General features: G+C 44.3%; 13 protein-coding genes, 1 other RNA gene and 1 other annotated feature. Of the genes, 2 read left to right on the top strand and 12 right to left on the bottom strand.

Features of this window, described 5'->3' with window-relative positions; all coding sequences use genetic code 11:
- Positions 1-79: 79 nt before the first annotated feature.
- The 5 genes from recD2 to cymR all read right to left on the bottom strand — a co-directional run bounded on the left by recD2 (position 80) and on the right by cymR (position 6,199).
- Positions 80-2,515 carry an SF1B family DNA helicase RecD2 gene (gene recD2, locus B5X77_RS21060; protein ID WP_176167390.1) on the bottom strand — a complete coding sequence of 812 codons (2,436 nt, stop codon included), beginning with the start codon at positions 2,513-2,515 and terminating at the stop codon, positions 80-82.
- Positions 2,516-2,547: 32 nt separating this feature from the next.
- On the bottom strand, positions 2,548-3,207 hold the full coding sequence (locus B5X77_RS21065) for a tetratricopeptide repeat protein (protein ID WP_079509862.1): 660 nt from the start codon (positions 3,205-3,207) through the stop codon (positions 2,548-2,550).
- Positions 3,208-3,433: 226 nt separating this feature from the next.
- Positions 3,434-4,549 carry a tRNA 2-thiouridine(34) synthase MnmA gene (gene mnmA, locus B5X77_RS21070; protein WP_079509863.1) on the bottom strand — a complete coding sequence of 372 codons (1,116 nt, stop codon included), beginning with the start codon at positions 4,547-4,549 and terminating at the stop codon, positions 3,434-3,436.
- A gap of 42 nt (positions 4,550-4,591) precedes the next feature.
- Positions 4,592-5,746, bottom strand: coding sequence for a cysteine desulfurase family protein (locus B5X77_RS21075; protein ID WP_079509864.1), 1,155 nt, complete (start codon positions 5,744-5,746; stop codon positions 4,592-4,594).
- 30 nt (positions 5,747-5,776) lie between these two features.
- Positions 5,777-6,199 (bottom strand): cysteine metabolism transcriptional regulator CymR, encoded by a 423-nt coding sequence (gene cymR / locus B5X77_RS21080; protein ID WP_079509865.1) that lies wholly within the window; start codon positions 6,197-6,199, stop codon positions 5,777-5,779.
- A gap of 215 nt (positions 6,200-6,414) precedes the next feature.
- Between cymR and B5X77_RS21085 the strand changes: the two genes are divergently transcribed.
- The gene (locus B5X77_RS21085; protein WP_079509866.1) at positions 6,415-7,689 is read left to right on the top strand and encodes a replication-associated recombination protein A; all 1,275 of its coding nucleotides are present in this window, start codon (positions 6,415-6,417) and stop codon (positions 7,687-7,689) included.
- A 36-nt stretch (positions 7,690-7,725) separates the two neighbouring features.
- Here B5X77_RS21085 and B5X77_RS21090 read toward each other — a convergent pair whose 3' ends face one another.
- The 5 genes from B5X77_RS21090 to B5X77_RS23515 form a co-directional block, all read right to left on the bottom strand.
- A complete protein-coding gene (locus B5X77_RS21090; RefSeq protein ID WP_079509867.1) occupies positions 7,726-8,487 on the bottom strand; it encodes a tRNA threonylcarbamoyladenosine dehydratase in 762 nt (253 codons plus the stop codon).
- Positions 8,488-9,571: 1,084 nt separating this feature from the next.
- A non-coding RNA gene (gene ssrS, locus B5X77_RS21095) (6S RNA) lies at positions 9,572-9,759 on the bottom strand.
- A gap of 62 nt (positions 9,760-9,821) precedes the next feature.
- Positions 9,822-11,597, bottom strand: coding sequence for an aspartate--tRNA ligase (aspS, locus tag B5X77_RS21100; protein ID WP_079509868.1), 1,776 nt, complete (start codon positions 11,595-11,597; stop codon positions 9,822-9,824).
- Between the two features lie 13 nt (positions 11,598-11,610).
- The gene (hisS, locus tag B5X77_RS21105) at positions 11,611-12,888 is read right to left on the bottom strand and encodes a histidine--tRNA ligase (protein WP_257391868.1); all 1,278 of its coding nucleotides are present in this window, start codon (positions 12,886-12,888) and stop codon (positions 11,611-11,613) included.
- Positions 12,889-13,090: 202 nt separating this feature from the next.
- Positions 13,091-13,327: a binding site (T-box leader), on the bottom strand.
- 60 nt (positions 13,328-13,387) lie between these two features.
- Positions 13,388-13,564 (bottom strand): hypothetical protein, encoded by a 177-nt coding sequence (locus tag B5X77_RS23515; RefSeq protein ID WP_176167391.1) that lies wholly within the window; start codon positions 13,562-13,564, stop codon positions 13,388-13,390.
- A gap of 186 nt (positions 13,565-13,750) precedes the next feature.
- Here B5X77_RS23515 and B5X77_RS21115 point away from each other — a divergent pair, with 186 nt between their 5' ends.
- Positions 13,751-15,523, top strand: coding sequence for an SH3 domain-containing protein (locus B5X77_RS21115; RefSeq protein WP_079509870.1), 1,773 nt, complete (start codon positions 13,751-13,753; stop codon positions 15,521-15,523).
- 1,044 nt (positions 15,524-16,567) lie between these two features.
- Here B5X77_RS21115 and dtd read toward each other — a convergent pair.
- On the bottom strand, positions 16,568-17,008 hold the full coding sequence (gene dtd, locus B5X77_RS21120) for a D-aminoacyl-tRNA deacylase (protein WP_079509871.1): 441 nt from the start codon (positions 17,006-17,008) through the stop codon (positions 16,568-16,570).
- 60 nt (positions 17,009-17,068) lie between these two features.
- Positions 17,069-19,261: a RelA/SpoT family protein gene (locus B5X77_RS21125; protein ID WP_079510340.1), complete on the bottom strand. Its 2,193-nt coding sequence runs from the start codon at positions 19,259-19,261 to the stop codon at positions 17,069-17,071.
- Positions 19,262-19,391: the final 130 nt, after the last annotated feature.

Raw genomic sequence — 19,391 nt, forward strand, 5'->3', positions numbered from 1 at the left:
CAGGCGAATTCATGTAGTGTAAGGATTTCCAAAGCCTCGTTCGCAAAATTAAAAAGAACCCACAGCTTTCTGTGGATTCTTATGCCTCATTCTCTTCCATAAAATCGTATGGGGTCAGGTTTTCCATACCGATCATCGGATCTGCATTTTTGATGACTTCAAGATAATCAGTATGCTTAATTTCCCCTTCTGTTGCTGGTGAAATTTCCTGTTCATCCTGTTTTCCGTTCAAATCAGGGAGCATCAGCACCAGCTTTTCAACAAGTGTTGTATTACGCTCCGTGTCTTCTCCACGTTCAATTCCCATTTTCAAGGCTTCTTCTTCACCAACTAGAATGAGGAATTGTTTGCTCCTTGTAATTGCCGTGTAGATCAAATTCCTTCGCAGCATTCTGTAATAACTTTTGACCACAGGAAGAACGACGATTGGAAATTCACTGCCCTGCGATTTATGGACGGAACAGCAGTAAGCATGTGTGATTTGTGAAAGATCCGCCCGATTATAGGTCACCTCGATACCGTCAAATGAAACAATCAGCTGATCCTGCTTTTCTGTGTTTTCCTTTGCGTAAAAAATGGCGACTACCTCTCCCATATCCCCATTGAATACATTTGCTTCGGGCTGGTTGACCAGCTGAAGAACCTTATCGCCTATCCGATATTTAAGATCACCAAAGGCCAGCTCTTTTCGAGTTCCGTCCGCATTCGGATTGAACAGATCCTGCAGCAGCTCATTTAACCGGTCAATACCCGCAGGGCCGCGGTACATCGGGGCCAATACCTGAATATTCCTTGGCGAATATCCTTTTTTCTTGGCATTGGCGACAACCTTCTCGACTACTTGCGGAATCTGGTTTGTCGTACAGCGAATAAAAGAGCGGTCCGGCTGCTGGACCGAAATATCTTCTGGCAGATACCCTTTTTTGATTTGATGGGCAAGCTCAATGATTGATGAACCTTCTGCCTGTCTGTAAATATCCGTAAGCCTTACTGTCGGAATCCGGCCGGAATCAAGCAAATCCTTCAATACCTGGCCTGGTCCTACGGAAGGAAGCTGGTCTTCATCTCCCACGATGATGACCTGAATATTGTCAGGCAGTGATTTGAACAACTGGTGGGCCAGCCATATATCAACCATCGAGGTCTCATCGATAATCAGGATCTTTCCTTCGAGCGGCTGATCTTCATTATGGTCAAAGCCTTCGGCGCCATTCCAGCGCAAAAGCCTGTGGATGGTGACGGCAGGCAGTCCTGTCGATTCCGTCATCCGCTTTGCGGCCCTCCCGGTAGGAGCCGCGAGCAGGAACGGATATGGCTCTTCCTTTTTATAATCCTTCGGGTCCAGGGAACATCCATGAAGTTCTCCATATAATTCCACAATCCCTTTTATAACGGTCGTTTTCCCTGTTCCCGGACCGCCCGTCAGAATCATCATTGGCGACATCAAAGCTGTCTGGATGGCTTCCTTTTGACTTGGTCCGTATTGGACACCGAGGCGCTCTTCAAGGCTGCCGAGCGCAAGGAGAAACTCTGATTCAGGAAATTGATTTTCATACTCGCTCTGTTCAAGGATTCTTTTAATATTTGCGACAAGCCCTTTTTCAGAATAATAAAGGGAAGGCAAATAGATCCTTTGTTCTTCGGCAATCACTTTATCTTCTTCACCCAGTTTGATGATTTCGTTTGAGATATCGGTAAATTCAATCTGGAAATTCTGATTGTCTTCAAGCAGCTTTTTAACATCTACAAGCAGTGCTTCTGCCTCCATAAAGACATGTCCGCCCTGGATACTGGAATTCTCAAGGGTATAAAGGCAGGCTGCCTTGATGCGATCAGGGTGATTACCCGTCAATCCCAGCTGGCTTCCAAGTTCATCCGCCCTGCCAAAACCAATGCCCTCAATATCCTCGACAAGCTTATAGGGATTGTTCTGGATAACCTCAATCGCCTGTTCTTTATAGACCTGATATATTTTCATTGACAGCTGTGGACCAAACCCGTATTCATTCAAAGCGACCATAACCTGTTCGAGACCTTGATGCTCCATCAATGTATCATAAAGATCTTTTGCCTTTTCAGGTGCGAGTTTCGGAATCTGATCAAGTACAGATGGATTCTCAATGATTCTCGTGATTGCTTTTTCCCCAAGAGTTTCGACGATTTTTTCAGCCGTCTTCTTCCCGATCCCTTTAAAGAGATCACTGGAAAGATAGCTTATAATCCCCTGTTTTGACTGAGGAAGGTCTTTCCTGAAATGCGTCGCATGAAATTGGGAGCCAAACTTTGGATGTTCCTTCACTTCACCAAAGAATATATACGTCTCCTGCTCATGAATCCGGGGGAAGTAACCGGTAATGACCGCCTCTTTATCCTCATATTGTTCATTTGTTTCCTCCACCCTGATTCTCAGGACGGTGTAAAGGTTTTGTTCATTATGGAAAATGGTTACTAAATGCTTCCCTTTCATGAACTTTCCCTGTTCTGAAAACAAATCCAGCGAGTTCTGCTTTTCCAAAGCGCCTTCCCCCTTTCCACGGATTTCTTTTTTTAATCGTTGCCTTGCCCTTCAATCAATTTCTTTCCATGGCCTGCAAGCAAATGATCGGGCTGAACCTCCAGTGCACGATTGAACATTTCAAGGGCCTTGTCGCCATTTTCTTTGTAACCATAAGCCACTCCCAGATTATAAAACGCATCTGCATGCTCAGGGTCGAGTATGACTGCCTGCTCCAGAACAGCAATCGCTTCATCAATAAAATCTTCCCTTGCCAGACAAAGTCCGTATTGGAAAAGAGCTTCAGCATCATTTTCAAGAAGTTCTGTACTGCGCTGCAGATATGGCAATGCCAGTTTTCTGTTTCCCAAATTCGCAAGGCTCATTCCCAGCATAAAAAAATTATCTCCAGTTTCAAGCCCTTTTTTTAGGGCGATTTCAAACATATCTTTTGCTTCGCTGAAATTTTGGCTGTCATAATAAACGCCACCCTTGCTGTAATAGGCTGCAGTGGCATTTTCATCAAGATTGATCGCCTTATCATAAAAATTAATCGCTCTTTCGGTATCACCTACCGCAGTAAGTACGTTTCCGAAGTTTATGTATGCAACAGGGTCTTTCGGCTGCTCTTCAATCGCTTCAGCAAAAGCTTTGGCTGCATCCTCCCATTTGCCTTCTCTCATCAATTCAATACCAGTCTGGTTTTTATCCATATTACACACCCCATTCTCCATGAAAGTATATCATATTTATCTTGTATCTTAATAAGCATGATTACTTCTTTAAGTTTTTTACTGAATTAATCAGGTTCTCTTTAACGATAGTTGTGCAGATTTAATAATTACATAAATCCAATCCCTTTCAGTGTGGCACTTCTATGAGCCACTATGAAAAAAAACAATCCCCGGCGAAACTAGCCCGCCGGGGATTGAAACAGGATCAGCCGACATATGTCAGCTTGTTTCCGTTTTTGAAAATTTCATCAATCGTACCGCCGCCAAGACATTCTTCTCCGTCATAGAATACAACAGCTTGTCCAGGAGTGACTGCGCGGATTGGTTCTTTGAAAATCACTTTTGCCGTTCCATCATCCTGAAGTTCAACCGTTACAGCATTATCAGGCTGGCGGTAACGGAATTTGGCTGTGCAATCAAATGTCTTCGCCTTCGGTTTGTCAGATACAAAGCTGACATTCACAGCCGTAATACTGTCAGAATAAAGCAATTCGTTATGAAATCCTTGTTCCACAAGCAGAACATTGCGTTCCAGGTCCTTACCTACAACAAACCAAGGTTCGCCTGCACCGCCAATTCCGAGGCCCTGGCGCTGGCCGATCGTATAATACATCAAGCCGTCATGCTTGCCTTTTACCTCACCGTTCATTGTTTCCATATTTCCCGGCTGGGCTGGAAGATAATTCCCAAGAAATTCCTTGAAATTCCTTTCGCCAATGAAACAGATACCTGTACTGTCTTTTTTTGTTGCAGTGGCTAATTCTGCTTCCTTAGCAAGTTCCCTTACCCGTGATTTCTCCAGATTGCCGATCGGGAACAGGACTTTTTCCAGCTGGCTTTGGTTCAGCTGATTCAAGAAATAAGTCTGATCCTTATTCTCATCAAGTCCACGGAGCATCTTTCTCTCCCCATCACGGTCTTCCACACGGGCATAATGGCCGGTGGCAAGGTAATCCGCCCCCAGGTTCATTGCATGCTCAAGAAATGCTTTGAATTTGATTTCTTTATTGCACATAACATCGGGGTTTGGCGTCCTGCCAGCTTTATATTCATCAAGGAAATAAGTGAAAACCTTATCCCAATATTGTTTTTCAAAATTGACTGCATAATATGGAATTCCAATCTGGTTGCAGACACGGATTACGTCTTCGTAATCCTCCGTAGCTGTGCAGACCCCGTTTTCATCAGTATCATCCCAGTTCTTCATGAAGATCCCGATTACATCATAGCCCTGTTCCTTAAGAATCAGCGCAGCCACGGATGAGTCAACGCCCCCTGACATACCAACCACCACTCTAGTGTCCTTAGGTGATTTTTCCATTATGCTTCACCTCTTTTCTCTTCCATTAATCCTATTTTGCCCTTAAGCCGGACTGTTTTTCGCCAGTCTCTGGACAATTTCCGCTGTATCGTGTGCAGCTTTATCAATTTGTTCCTTGGTATTGTGTAATCCGAAACTGAAGCGGATCGAGTTTGTCAGTTTTTCAGATTCTTTCCCGAACATTGCCACCAGCACATGCGATGGATCGATGGAACCAGCTGTGCATGCTGAACCGCTTGATGCCGCGATTCCAGCAAGGTCCAGATTGACAAGCATGGCTTCGACATTTGTACCAGGAAAGCTTAAGTTTAAAATATGTGGCAGTGTATTATCAAGCAATCCGTTCAGCTGGAAAGAGATTCCACCATCTTCAAGCTTTTCGATATAACGGTTTTTTAAATCATTATAGAAGGCGCGTTTGGTATCAAGGTCCATTTGCGATAACTGGACTGCTTTCCGGAATCCTGCAATGGCTGCTACATTTTCCGTGCCTGCCCGGCGCTTCCTTTCCTGTTCTCCGCCGAACAGCTGGCGAGCCAGCTTAATTCCATCACGGATATAAAGAAAACCAATTCCTTTTGGGCCATTAATTTTATGGGCTGAAACAGAAAGCAAATCAACTTTCAGCTCTTCTACGTCTAACTTCTCAATCCCGTAAGCCTGCACAGCATCTGTATGGAAAACCGCCTGGTGTTCAGCAAGGCATTTTCCAATCTCTGCGATCGGCTGGATCGTGCCAACCTCATTATTACCATACATGATGGTAACCAGTATTGTGTCTTCTCGTAAGGCATCTTCAAATGCCTCCATGGAAACACGGCCATTTCCATCGACTGGGAGGTAGGTGACCTCAAAACCTCGCTTTTCCAGCTCCTCGCAGCTATGCAGCACAGCATGGTGTTCAACCTGCGATGTGATGATATGGTTTCCTTTTGAACGATTATTTTCCGCATAGCCAATGATAGCCAGGTTATCCGCTTCCGTTCCGCCGCTTGTAAAAATAATATTATTTCCTTTTGTTCCGATGCTCTTTGCCAGTTCGTCACGAGTATCATCAAGGATTCTTCTGGCCTCGCGCCCGAAATGATGGATGCTTGAAGGATTGCCAAACTCCGATTCCATGACCTTTACCATTTCAGCCAGGACTTCTGGATGCATCGGTGTAGTGGCCGCATGGTCCAAATAAATTCTATTCAAACTTTTACCCTCTCTTCAGAAGATTTTTATTTAAATATAAAACATATAAGCATCTGATTCGCCAAAATTGTCGGTATGGTTGGCGAGGTCTTCAATCGTGGTGTTGTCCAGTACATCTTTAACGGCATCCCTGATTCGCGTCCAAAGCTCCCGCTTGGCAGGTTCCTCGTCCTCAATGCCTTCGACTATGCTGATTGGGCCTTCAAGGACCCTGATAATGTCGCCGGCTGAGATATTTGATGGCTCCGAACCGAGGATATAACCGCCATACGCCCCTCTGATGCTTTTTACAAGTCCCGCATTCCTGAGCGGTGCAACCAGCTGTTCTAAATAATGCTCTGATAAATCGTTGGTTTGGGCAATGGACTTTAAAGAAATCGGTCCTTCTCCATAATTCTTGGCAAGCTCGATCATAATTGTCAGTCCGTAGCGCCCTTTCGTGGATATTTTCATACTGCACCTCTATTCCATTGTTCTATCAATAAGATTTTCAAACGATATATTCATAATGCCCCATATGGCATTCTCACACTATAAATTTTAACAAAATCCTTAGTCAATAGGTAGGCTTTTGACATTATAGCATAAATTGCATGGTCAATGCGCAAGTCCCATGTTCGTGTTATTGTATATATACACGAAATTTACGTCTTATTGGAGCGATGAGCATGAACCTTAAACCTCTTGCTTTCAGGATGAGACCCCGGACCATTGAAGAAGTGATCGGCCAGTCCCATCTAGTAGCTGAAGGTAAAATCATAAACAGAATGGTCAAGGCAAGACAATTATCGTCCATGATTCTTTATGGACCGCCTGGCATTGGCAAAACCTCAATTGCCAGCGCAATTGCCGGAAGCACGAATTTCGCGTTCAGGACACTGAATGCTGTGACGAATAATAAAAAAGACATGGAAGTGGTGGCAGCAGAAGCAAAGATGTCTGGTAAAGTCATTCTTTTGCTTGATGAGGTCCACAGACTTGACAAAGCGAAACAAGATTTCCTGCTTCCATACCTTGAAAATGGGATGATTGTCCTCATCGGGGCAACAACGAGCAATCCGTACCATGCGATCAATCCAGCCATCCGATCAAGATGCCAGATATTTGAATTGAAGCCTCTTGAACCAGAAGATATAAAAAAAGCCTTACTCAGGGCAATTGCCGATGAAGAAAGAGGCATGGGAGACTTGGAGATCGATATTACTGAACAGGCACTGACCCATTTTGCCACTGCCTCGGGCGGAGATGTAAGAAGCTCATTAAATGCCCTTGAGCTTGCAGTCCTTTCTACTCAACCAGATGAAAATGGAGTCATCCATATCGATGAATCGGCAGCTGAGGAATGCATGCAAAAGAAGAGTCTCTCACATGATAAAGATGGCGATGCCCACTATGATGTCCTGTCCGGCTTTCAGAAGTCCATCAGGGGTAGCGATGTGAATGCAGCACTCCACTATCTTGGAAGATTGATTGAAGCGGGTGACATTGTCAGCATCAACCGCAGGCTTCTTGTCATAGCCTATGAAGATATCGGATTGGCAAGTCCCCAGGCTGGGCAAAGGACACTGGCAGCCATTGAAGCAGCGGAAAGAGTTGGTTTCCCGGAGGCCCGCATTCCTTTAGCTAATGCAGTTATCGAGCTATGTCTGTCTCCAAAGTCTAATTCTGCTTATGCGGCTATTGACTCGGCACTTGCAGATATTCGCTCTGGCATCAGCGGTGAGGTTCCTGACCATTTGAAGGACGCCCATTACAAAGGAGCCAAGGATCTTGGAAGAGGCGTAGATTACTTATATCCGCATGATTACGAGGGCGGCTGGGTCAAACAACAGTACCTCCCCGACAGGATCAAAAACAAGGTATACTATAAGCCTAAGAGGACAGGGAAGTTTGAACAGGCGATCGCAGCAATCTATGAAAAAATCACGGGACATAAAAAATAAGCGGCAGGACCTCCTTTTGGGTCCTTGCCGCTTTTTTTAACTGTTGACTCGCTGGATCTCGATGTCTTTTAATAATTCCCTGACAACATGGCTAGCCATGATAAGTCCCGCAACAGACGGAACAAATGCATTCGATGAAGGAGGCATTTTTGCTTTGCGGATTTCCGCATTGTCATTCCCTACCTCTTTCCTGACATCCTCCCTGATTACGATTGGGCTTTCGTCAGAGAAAACAACCGGAATCCCTTGTTTGATTCCTTCTTTACGAAGGCGAGTACGGATGACCTTCGCAAGCGGATCTGTATGCGTCTTAAAGATATCAGCAATCTGGAAACGCGTAGGGTCCATCTTATTCGCTGCACCCATACTGGAAATCATCGGGATACCTCGTTTGATGGATTCCTTGATCAGATGAATCTTATAAGAAATCGTATCTGAAGCATCGACAATGAAATCGAGATCGTAGCCAAATATCTCTTCATATGTTTCTTCAGTATAGAACATTTTCAGTGCAATAACTTCACATTCAGGATTAATATCCATGATTCTGTCACGCATCACCTCTACCTTCTGCTTGCCGACAGTCGAAAGCAGAGCAATTAGCTGCCGATTGACATTCGTGATATCAACATCATCTTTATCAATCAAAATAAGTTTTCCAACGCCGGATCTCGCCAGCGCTTCTGCAGCAAAAGAACCAACACCGCCGATTCCTAAAACGGCTACAGTACTGTTTTTCATTATATCAAGGCCTTCTTTGCCGATGGCCAGTTCATTTCTTGAAAATTGATGAAGCATCCGGACTCACTCCAAATTTAAGTTTAGTGTTACTATCTATACCCGCTTTTGAATATAACATACCCACTCTTAAATTCAAGTATTTTTATAGGAATTAATGAGTATACTTTAATTTTTGGGAAGCGAAATCATAACTAAATAGATAAGCTCGCTATCGGACAAACGTGGATCTCGAACAACAGATAAGTGTCCATTAGAAGACCTCTATCGGACAATCATAGGGCTATACTCCGAAAAAATGTCCGTTAGAAGCACGTTATCGGACAAACGTGGATCCCGAACTACAGATAAGTGTCCATTAGAAGACCTCTATCGGACGATCATAGAGCTATACTCCGAAAAAATGTCCGTTAGAAGCTCGCTATCGGACAAACATGGATCCCGAACTACAGATAAGTGTCCATTAGAAGACCTCTATCGGACGATCATAGAGCTATACTCCGAAAAAATGTCCGTTAGAAGCTCGCTATCGGACAAACATGGATCCCGAACTACAGATAAGTGTCCATTAGAAAACCTCTATCGGACAATCATAGAGCTATACTCCGAAAAAATGTCCGTTAGAAGCTCGCTATCGGACAAACATGGATCCCGAACTACAGATAAGTGTCCATTAGAAGACCTCTATCGGACAATCATAGGGCTATACTCCGAAAAAATGTCCGTTAGAAGCTCGCTATCGGACAAACGTGGATCCCGAACTACAGATAAGTGTCCATTAGAAGACCTCTATCGGACAATCATAGAGCTATACTCCGAAAAAATGTCCGTTAGAAGCTCGCTATCGGACAAACGTGGACCCCGAACTACAGATAAGTGTCCATTTGAAGACCTCTATCGGACAATCATAGGACTATACTCCGAAAAAATGTCCGTTAGAAGCTCGTTATCGGACAAACGTGGATCCCGAACTACAGATAAGTGTCCATTAAAAACCCTGTACTGCAACTGACCATCATCCAGTCATTTTGCCCATTAACATCGATGCTGCTAAAGTTATTTCCTGGTAAATTTGATCACTCACTAATCGATTCAAGGCACAAAAAAACCATGCGTATGCATGGTTTTAATTTACATATGTAGGAAGAGTCCCAATCGTGCCGTCGTGTTGGATGCCTTCGTCTTGAACCCGCTCTCAGCAGGTGGGTGCCCTGTTCCAGGTTTCTGTAAGTCCTCTAGCCAGAGGCTTTTACGCGGCCCGAAAACGCGAACTCCCGAAGGATAGATGTTAGGTCAAAACTTCAGGTTAAACAACGAACACATCAGGACTCTTCATCTGTTGTAATTATATTACCACAGGCTTTGATTGACTTCAAGAAAATGACAGCTGGATATTATTGGTCTTTTTTGACATTTAGTGACAAATGCAATTCATCCAGCTGTGCCTCGCTCACTTCGCCAGGAGCGTCTGTCAATAGATCGCTGGCGCTTGCGGTTTTCGGAAATGCAATCGTGTCGCGCAGGTTGGTTCTGCCGGCAAGAAGCATGACCATTCTATCGAGTCCAAGTGCAATTCCACCATGTGGAGGTGTTCCATATTCGAATGCTTCAAGCAGGAAACCAAACTGTTCGTATGCCTGTTCTTTAGTAAAGCCAAGCACAGAGAACATTTTCTCCTGTACATCTCTTTCAAAAATCCTCAATGATCCGCCGCCGAGCTCGTAGCCATTCAGGACAAGGTCATAGGCCTGTGCTTTCACATTGGCTGGATCGCTCTCAAGCATTGGAACTTCTTCACGAACTGGCATCGTAAAAGGATGGTGTGCTGCAAAATATCGATTTGCTTCCTCGTCAAACTCTAATAGAGGCCAGTCTGTAACCCAAAGGAAGTTAAATTTGCTCTGATCGATCAGTTCGAGCTCTTTTCCAAGCTTTACGCGTAATGCACCAAGCGCATCTGCTACAACATTTTTCTTATCGGCTACAAATAATAGAAGGTCGCCGGCTGTCACATCAAGTTGGGCTATTAAAGCTGACTGCTCTTCTTCCCCGAAGAATTTAGAGATTGGACCTTTTAGTCCATCCTCTTCAGATTTCAGCCATGCCAATCCTTTCGCTCCGTATACGGCTACAAATTCAGTCAGGCCATCGATATCCTTGCGAGAATAATTGGCTGCTGCTCCCTTGACATTAATCGCCTTCACCTGGCCGCCATTAGCGACTGCCGATGCAAATACCTTGAATCCTGAATCCTTGACGGTTTCAGAAAGGTCGACAAGCTCCATTCCAAAACGGGTATCCGGCTTGTCGGAACCAAAGCGGCTCATTGCCTCTTCGTAACTCATCCGTGGGAATGGAACTGTAACATCCATTCCTTTCACATCCTTCATGACCTTTTCCATCATTCCTTCAGTAAGGTTCATGATATCTTCCTGGCTCATGAAGCTGGTTTCAATGTCTATTTGTGTGAATTCCGGCTGGCGGTCAGCACGAAGGTCTTCATCACGGAAACAGCGGGCAATCTGGTAATAACGCTCGAAGCCGCCAACCATCATCAGCTGCTTGAAAATCTGCGGTGATTGTGGAAGTGCGTAGAATTCTCCGGGATGTACACGGCTTGGTACGAGATAGTCCCTCGCTCCTTCAGGCGTGCTCTTTGTTAAAATTGGTGTTTCAACATCGAGGAAGCCTTCCCCATCCAGGTAATCACGGATCGCTTTCGTAACCTGGTGCCTCATCCTGAAGGTCTCGAACATGACCGGGCGGCGAAGGTCCAAATATCGGTATTTCAATCGCACATCTTCTGAAACATCGGTTTTGTCTGCAATTACAAACGGAGTGGTTTTCGCTTCATTGATGATTGTCAATTCTTCAACCTGGATTTCAATCTTTCCAGTTTTGAGATTTTCATTCACACTGCCTTCTGCACGGGCAATGACCTTCCCCTTTACGTCAAGAACGTATTCTGTCCGTACCTTATCCGCTATGGAGAGCGCCTCTTGTGAAACATCAGGATTAAATACAATCTGTACTAGCCCAGTCCTGTCTCGGAGGTCGATGAAAATAAGCCCGCCAAGGTCCCGGCGCTTTTGAACCCAGCCTTTCAGCGTTACCTTTTCACCAATTGCCTTTTCAGTTACTTCGCCGCAAAAATATGATCTCCCAAACATGTAAACTCCCCCACTATCTACAGATTTCCTTGAATTTTTCAATAAAACTCTCAAGTGGCAGTTCAGTTTGCTCACCGTCTGCCATTGACTTAAGATTGATTTTGTTTTCTTTCAACTCGTCTTCACCGAGAACCGCTACATACTTCGCTCTGACCCTGTCTGCAGCCTTGAATTGAGCTTTGATTTTACGGTCCAGGTAATCACGTTCTGCCGAAAATCCTGCCATCCGCAACTTGTGCAGCAGACCAACTGTATAATCTTTTGCATCATCCCCAAGAGAAACGAGATAGCAATCGATTTCTTCTTTGACCGGCAGTTCGACACCTTCCGCATCTAGTGCAGCAAGCAATCTCTCGATACTCAGGGCAAAACCGATACCTGGTGTTTCCGGACCGCCGATTTCCTCGACAAGGCCATTGTATCTGCCGCCGCCGCAAAGCGTGGTTATGGCCCCGAAGCCTTCAGCATCACTCATAATTTCAAAAGCAGTGTGGTTGTAATAATCCAGGCCGCGTACGAGATTTGCATCGATTTCAAATTTAATCCCAAGCTCTGTCAAGTATTTCGTGACTTTGTTAAAATATTGAGAGGAATCATCTGTTAAATAATCAATTATGGATGGAGCTGTTTTCATCAGCTCGTGTTCTCGGTCCGCTTTGCAATCGAGGATGCGCATCGGATTTTTTTCAAGGCGGTTCTGGCAATCGCCGCAGAATTCTCCGATTCTTGGCTTGAAGTGGTTAACAAGCGCTTCTCTGTGCGCTGAACGGCTCTCTTTGTCTCCCAGGCTATTAACCACTAACTTCAGCTTCTTCAGCCCCAATTCCTGGTAAATACCCATCGCGAGAGAAATTACTTCAGCATCAATTGCTGGATCCGCACTTCCCATTGCTTCTATCCCGAACTGGACAAATTGGCGGAATCGACCTGCCTGAGGACGTTCGTAACGGAACATCGGCCCCATGTAATAAAGCTTTACGGGCTGGTTTGGATTACCGAACATTTTATGTTCCACAAAAGAGCGGACAGCCGCTGCTGTTCCCTCTGGACGCAAAGTCAGGCTGCGATCTCCTCTGTCAGTAAATGTGTACATTTCTTTTTGAACGATATCCGTTGTATCACCAACACCTCGAAGGAATAATTCTGTATGCTCAAAAATCGGTGTCCTGATCTCCCGATATTGGTATCTTTCACAAAGTTCTCTTGCTTTCGCCTCGATAAGCTGCCATTTTTCAGTCTGGCCTGGCAAAATGTCCTGTGTTCCCCTTGGTATTTTAATTTGATTCGACACAGTTCATCCTCCTCCATTCATTAGATCAATATGTATTTTAAAGAGCGCAAGCGCCTGGGTCAGCCCCGAAAAGTCATGAAGGGCCTGCCGTAAAGTTGTTTCATTGGCAGGATGTACAGGCTTTTCGAGGGCCGGAGCTGGACATTTCTCAAAGTGAAATTAAAAAGAAATGCAAAAAAGCCCCCAATCCCTTGCTGTAATAACAAGGGACGAGAGCTTTGATTCCCGCGGTGCCACCCTAATTGAAGCGCCATTCAGCACTTCCTCTTTAACAGTTAACGCCTGCCTACGTCTTCTCCTACTTTCGGTGCTCCCGATGTTCAGAGAAAATCCTACGGAGTGTTCATTCACCAAGTCATGATGCAGAAATGCTTTCAGCCACGGCATTTCCTCTCTTGCCACCTGTATCCCGGTTACTATGCTCCATCAACGGTATGTTTTCGTATAATATTTTATTTATATTATAATACGGAGTACAATTTGCATTGTCAAGCACAATTCAAGAACGCTCAAGCTGTTTTTTCAATTTTCTCACGTCACGCAAAGAAAGCCCGAATTCAGATGCTAATTCTACTACCTGGGAGTTTTGTTCTTTCTGGATAAAATCATGAAAGTCCACTCCAAACAATTGATTATCGGCGGAAGAAGCAGACATTCCTTTATCACTAAACCGCATGGTATCACCTTCCAATAGTTATTGCCTATTATTCTTCCCACCCTTCTATAATTTTATATACTTTTTTTCCTATTGAAGTTTTCCTTATCAGTTCCGATATAAGAAAAAAGTCTTCGTGATTTTGCCGGTAAATTCCGGTAATATATTTTTATAAGACTCTTATAAAAAAAGAGAGGGAGGGAGATCATGCCCATAAAGAAAATGGTTCCTATCATCCTTTGCTTGATTCTTATTTTTGGGAACCTGCCAGCTTTGAAAACAGCCAGAGCAGATAACGGAAGTGTTTCAATTACTGCCACAAGCCTGAATGTCAGGAATGGACCAGGTCTGAGTTACCCGGTTACTGGGGCGGTTAAAAAGGGAGATAGGTTTTCAATCATTAAGGAACAAGGGGACTGGATCCAGATCAGCCTAGGAGGCAGCAAACAAGGGTGGGTAGCACAGTGGTTCACTGCCAGAGAAGCTGCCAAGCCAGTTGTTGCTCAAACACCAGCTGACAATTCCGGCAGCGTGACCGTCGATGGTCTGAGAGTCCGAAAAGGCCCCGGAACCAGCTACGATGTCATAGGATCTTTTAATATTGGACAGGCTGTTGAGATTCTAAGCTTAAAAGGCAGTTGGGCGGAGGTACGGACTTCTGCTTTAAGAGGCTGGGTTTCCAATGAGTACATAAAGTCAAAAAAGAGCAAGACGGACACAGCCAAACCGTCAACCTCGGCTTCAAGTGCTGGCAAATCAAGTGGTACTGTTGGAGCAACTTCTCTGAATGTAAGGGAAAAACCATCGTTAAACGCCAGGAGAGTGGGACAATTAAACAATGGAGCTGTTGTACCAGTTCACTCTCAGTCTAATGGCTGGGCAGAAATTACATATGAAGGAAAAAAAGCCTGGGTAAGTTCGGAATTTCTGAAGATAAATGGAGCATCGGCACCAGACATTGCCTCTCCTGCACCTGCAGATCAATTCACAGGGACGGTAACAGCATCAAGCCTAAATGTCCGTGATAAAAATTCCCTCAATGGCCGTGTCGTCGGTTCTGTTTCAAAAGGACAAAGTTTTAAAATCCTTGATGAACAAAACAAATGGATCAAAATCGAATATCAGCCTGGCAAAACAGGATGGGCGGCAGGCTGGTTTTTTGACACAAAGAAAAACGGTCCCACAGCAGCACCAAACCAGACCGTCAAAAACAGTAATGTATCCATGCTGCATAATGGAACAAACATACGCAAAGGGCCAAGTACAAGTGCACCGGTCATTTACCGTGCAAATCAGGGTGACAGCTATGAAATCATCAGTGTCGAAAAAGACTGGTATAAAATTGTACTGCCTAATGGAACAACCGGCTTTGTTGCTGGGTGGATTGTTTCTGTCCAGGGAAATGCACCGCAAATAGAACGTCCTGGAGCAGAAAAGCATACAAAAAATAAAACCATTGTCATTGACCCAGGGCATGGCGGCCGGGACAATGGGACAACTGGCGTGAGAGGGACCCTGGAAAAAACACTCACTCTGAAAACGGCACAACTTCTTTATGAAAAGCTTAGAGCTGCCGGTACGAACGCCATCCTGACGAGAAACAATGATCAATATATCTCACTCGGATCAAGAGTAAGCAGCTCTCATTATCATAATGCCGACGCATTCATCAGCATTCATTACGACAGCATCAATGACAGGTCTGTCAGGGGCATGACAACTTATTATTATAATTCAAAGCAAAAACCCCTGGGCCAACAACTCCATTCATCGGTCGTCAGTAACACGATGCTAAAGGACCGAGGCACCCGCTTCGGCGACTATCACGTCATCAGGGAAAACAGACAGGCAGCCGTTCTCCTCGAACTGGGATATTTAAGTAACCCCGCAGAGGAAATGCTAGTCAACACACAGCAGTATCAAGAATCAGTAGCTAACGGAATTTTTGAAGGCCTGGCACGATATTTTAAAAATCAATAAGCAATGCCTAGTGCGTTTCAAGCCTCCTTGTTTAGGAGGTTCCCGACTGAAGACAAGCTCACTTATTAAAAAGGGAGCTTGTCTTCAGTCTTTTTTTTGTACAAGTAAACTGTAGTGGATAATGATTACTGGGCATGATATCCCCGATATTTATGCTAATCGCTAGAAGTTCCCTTATTTAAATGCAGCTGGCCTTTTATTAGTTACCATATGTGCGGGAAGTTTTCTCATTAGGTATCTTTTCGCTTGATATGCACCCTTATGACTGGACTCCCTTCCTCATAAGGGTGTCTTTAACCTCGATAAACACCCTTATGACTGGACTCCCTTCCTCATAAAGTTGTCTTTAACCTTGATAAACGCCCTTATGTATGTGCTTCCTCCCTCATAAGGATGTCTTTAACCTCGATAAACACCCTTATGGCTGGGCACCCTTCCTCATAAGGGCGCCTTTAACCTCGATAAACACCCTTATGACTGGACTCCCTTCCTCATAAGGGTGTCTTTAACCTCGATAAACACCCTTATGACTGGACTCCCTTCCTCATAAGGTTGTCTTTAACCTTGATAAACACCCTTATGTATGTGCTCCCTTCCTCATAAGGGCGCCTTTAACCTCGATAAACACCCTTATGACTGGACTCCCTTCCGCATAAGGGTGTCTTTAACCTCGATAAACACCCTTATGACTGGGCTCCCTTCCGCATAAGGGTGTCTTTAACCTCGATAAACACCCTTATGACTGGACTCCCTTCCTCATAAGGTTGTCTTTAACCTTGATAAGCACCCTTATGTATGGGCTTCCTCACTCATAAGGACGTCTTTAACCTATAGTTGGAATTCCTTCCAATAAGGTTGTTATTTACGTGAATACGATGTATGAACTAACGAGCCCCTAGACAGATTACCAAATAGATTATGAGGGTATTAAGGTGATGGGCAATATAATTTTATAAACAAAAACCTTTTTAGGGGCATCTTCCAATAAAATGAAAAACACAAAAAAGGCATCCCGCTTTAGGGACACCTTCTTTTGCATTTTCCTTATTTGCTATCGATGATCAAGGTTACTGGTCCGTCATTTGTTAATTGGACGTCCATCATGGCGCCAAATAAACCAGTTTCCACCTTAATTCCTTTTTCAGCAAGTATGCGATTGAATGCTTCGTAGATTTTTTCGGCGTGATCTGGCTTTGCTGCGTCCATAAAGTTTGGACGGCGGCCTTTGCGGCAATCCCCGTAGAGGGTAAACTGGGAAACCGACAGAATCTCTCCTCCTACATCAAGCAGGGAGAGATTCATTTTTCCAGCTTCATCTTCAAATACCCTTAGATTAGCTGCCTTCTCGGCAAGAAAGGCAGCATCCTTTTCTGTATCTTCATGGGTAACGCCGACAAGGATAACAAATCCTTTTTCAATGGCCCCAGTTACTTCTTGATTTACAGTCACTTTTGCTTCTTTGCTTCTTTGTATCACTAAACGCATTGGGAATCTCCTTGCTTGTCAGTTTCAGGTTTCTTTATTGCCTTGCACACCTGAAGTAATCTAGCTCATTACCCTTCTTACAGCATAGATATCCGGAATTTGCTTGATTCGGTCAACAACCTTTTGCAAGTGGCTGACATTATGAATAGCGATTGACATATTGATGGTCGCCATTTTATTTTTATCTGATTTTCCGGAAACAGCAGTAATGTTTGTTTTGGTTTCATTAACTGCCTGCAGAACTTCATTCAGCAAACCTCTTCGGTCATAACCGCTGATTTCAATGTCTACATTGTATTCCTTTCGATCATTCAGGCCGGTCTCCCATTCTACCGGGATCAGCCTTGCCTGTGCATCCTCGGTATGGATGTTCGTGCAATCGGAACGGTGAACGGATACACCCCTGCCTTTTGTGATAAAACCAACAATATCATCCCCAGGTACAGGGTTGCAGCAACGGGAAAGCCTGATCAGCAGATTATCGATACCAGAAACACGCACACCAGATTCACGTTTTTTTGCCGGAGTAAAGGACTTAAGCTCGGAAACCGCATTCGAGATATCCTTTTCCTGTTCAAGATCGCGCTGCTTTCGAAGCTTTTCTGTCAGTCTGTTCGCAACCTGGAGCGCTGTGATGCCGTTATACCCGATGGATGCGAACAGATCCTCTTCATTGGTAAAATTATATTTTTCTGCAACCTTTTTCAGGTTTTCAGCTGTCAATATTTCTTTAACATCAAAATCCATATTGCGGATTTCTTTTTCTAATAGTTCGCGGCCTTTTTCAACATTCTCATCCTTCTGCTGTTTCTTGAAAAATTGGCGGATCTTGTTCTTGGCCTGTGAAGTCTGGGCAAGCTTGAGCCAATCCTTGCTTGGGCCATAAGAATGTTTAGACGTGAGAATTTCTATGATATCTCCCGTCTTCAGTTCGTAATCGAGAGTGACCATTTTGCCATTGACTTTAGCTCCGATCGTCTTGTTGCCAATTTCAGAGTGAATTCGATAAGCAAAGTCGATCGGGACGGAGCCGGATGGCAGCTCGATTACATCGCCCTTAGGGGTGAAAACAAATACCATATCAGAGAAAAGATCGATTTTAAGAGATTCCATGAATTCTTCCGCATTCGCGGTGTTATTCTGGAATTCGAGGATTTCCCTGAACCATGAAAGCTTTGTTTCGAAATTGGAACTATCTGCGGGTTTTCCCTCTTTGTAAGCCCAGTGTGCTGCGACCCCGAACTCAGCAATCCGGTGCATTTCATCTGTCCTGATCTGGACTTCAAGCGGATCCCCTTTAGGCCCTATGACAGTAGTATGCAAAGACTGGTACATATTAGGCTTTGGCATCGCAATATAGTCCTTGAATCGCCCAGGCATCGGCTTCCAGCATGTATGAATGATACCAAGGATGGCATAGCAGTCCTTGATGCTGTTAACGACTATCCTTACAGCCAGCAGGTCATATATCTCATTGAATTGCTTGTTTTGCAGCACCATTTTTCGATAGATGCTGTAAATATGCTTCGGCCTTCCTGAAATTTCGGCTTTGATTGAAACCTCATTCAGCCTTTCCTTCACTTCATCGATGACATCATCGAGATACTGCTCCCGTTCCGCCCTCTTCTTCTTCATCAAATTGACGATCCGGTAATATTGCTGCGGATTAAGATAGCGCAATGCGGTATCTTCAAGTTCCCATTTGATTTTAGAAATCCCGAGTCTATGAGCAAGAGGGGCGAAGATTTCAAGTGTTTCGTTCGAAATCCTGCGCTGTTTCTCATTCGGCAAATGCTTCAGAGTCCTCATATTATGAAGACGGTCAGCAAGTTTTATCAGGATGACACGGATATCCTGAGCCATTGCAACAAACATTTTCCGATGGTTTTCTGCCTGTTGTTCTTCATGGGATTTATACTTGATTTTACCAAGCTTTGTGACTCCATCAACAAGCATCGCAACTTCATCGTCGAAGGCCTCTCTTATATCATCAAGAGTTATATTTGTATCTTCAACGACATCGTGCAGAAAGCCAGCAGCAACTGTTGCCGGGTCCATCTCGAGATCGGCAAGAATCCCAGCTACCTGGATTGGATGGATGATATATGGTTCACCCGACTTCCTGAATTGATCATGATGAGCCTGTCTGGCGAACTCATAAGCCTTCCTTACCAATTCAACATGTTGATCATTCAAATATGATTTTGTACAGTCAATGACTTGTTCAGCTGTCATTACCTGGTCATTCGCCATAGGATCACCTAATTTAAATTTCATTATATTAACCCGCAATTCTTCTCTCCAGCGGGAACCAAGGAAAAAATTGAATATTCATAGAAACCCTTTATATACAATAATTATTCTTATAAAGGATTGTTACTAT

It is taken from the genome of Mesobacillus jeotgali (genome assembly GCF_900166585.1).
GTDB classification, from domain to species: domain Bacteria; phylum Bacillota; class Bacilli; order Bacillales; family Cytobacillaceae; genus Mesobacillus; species Mesobacillus jeotgali_A.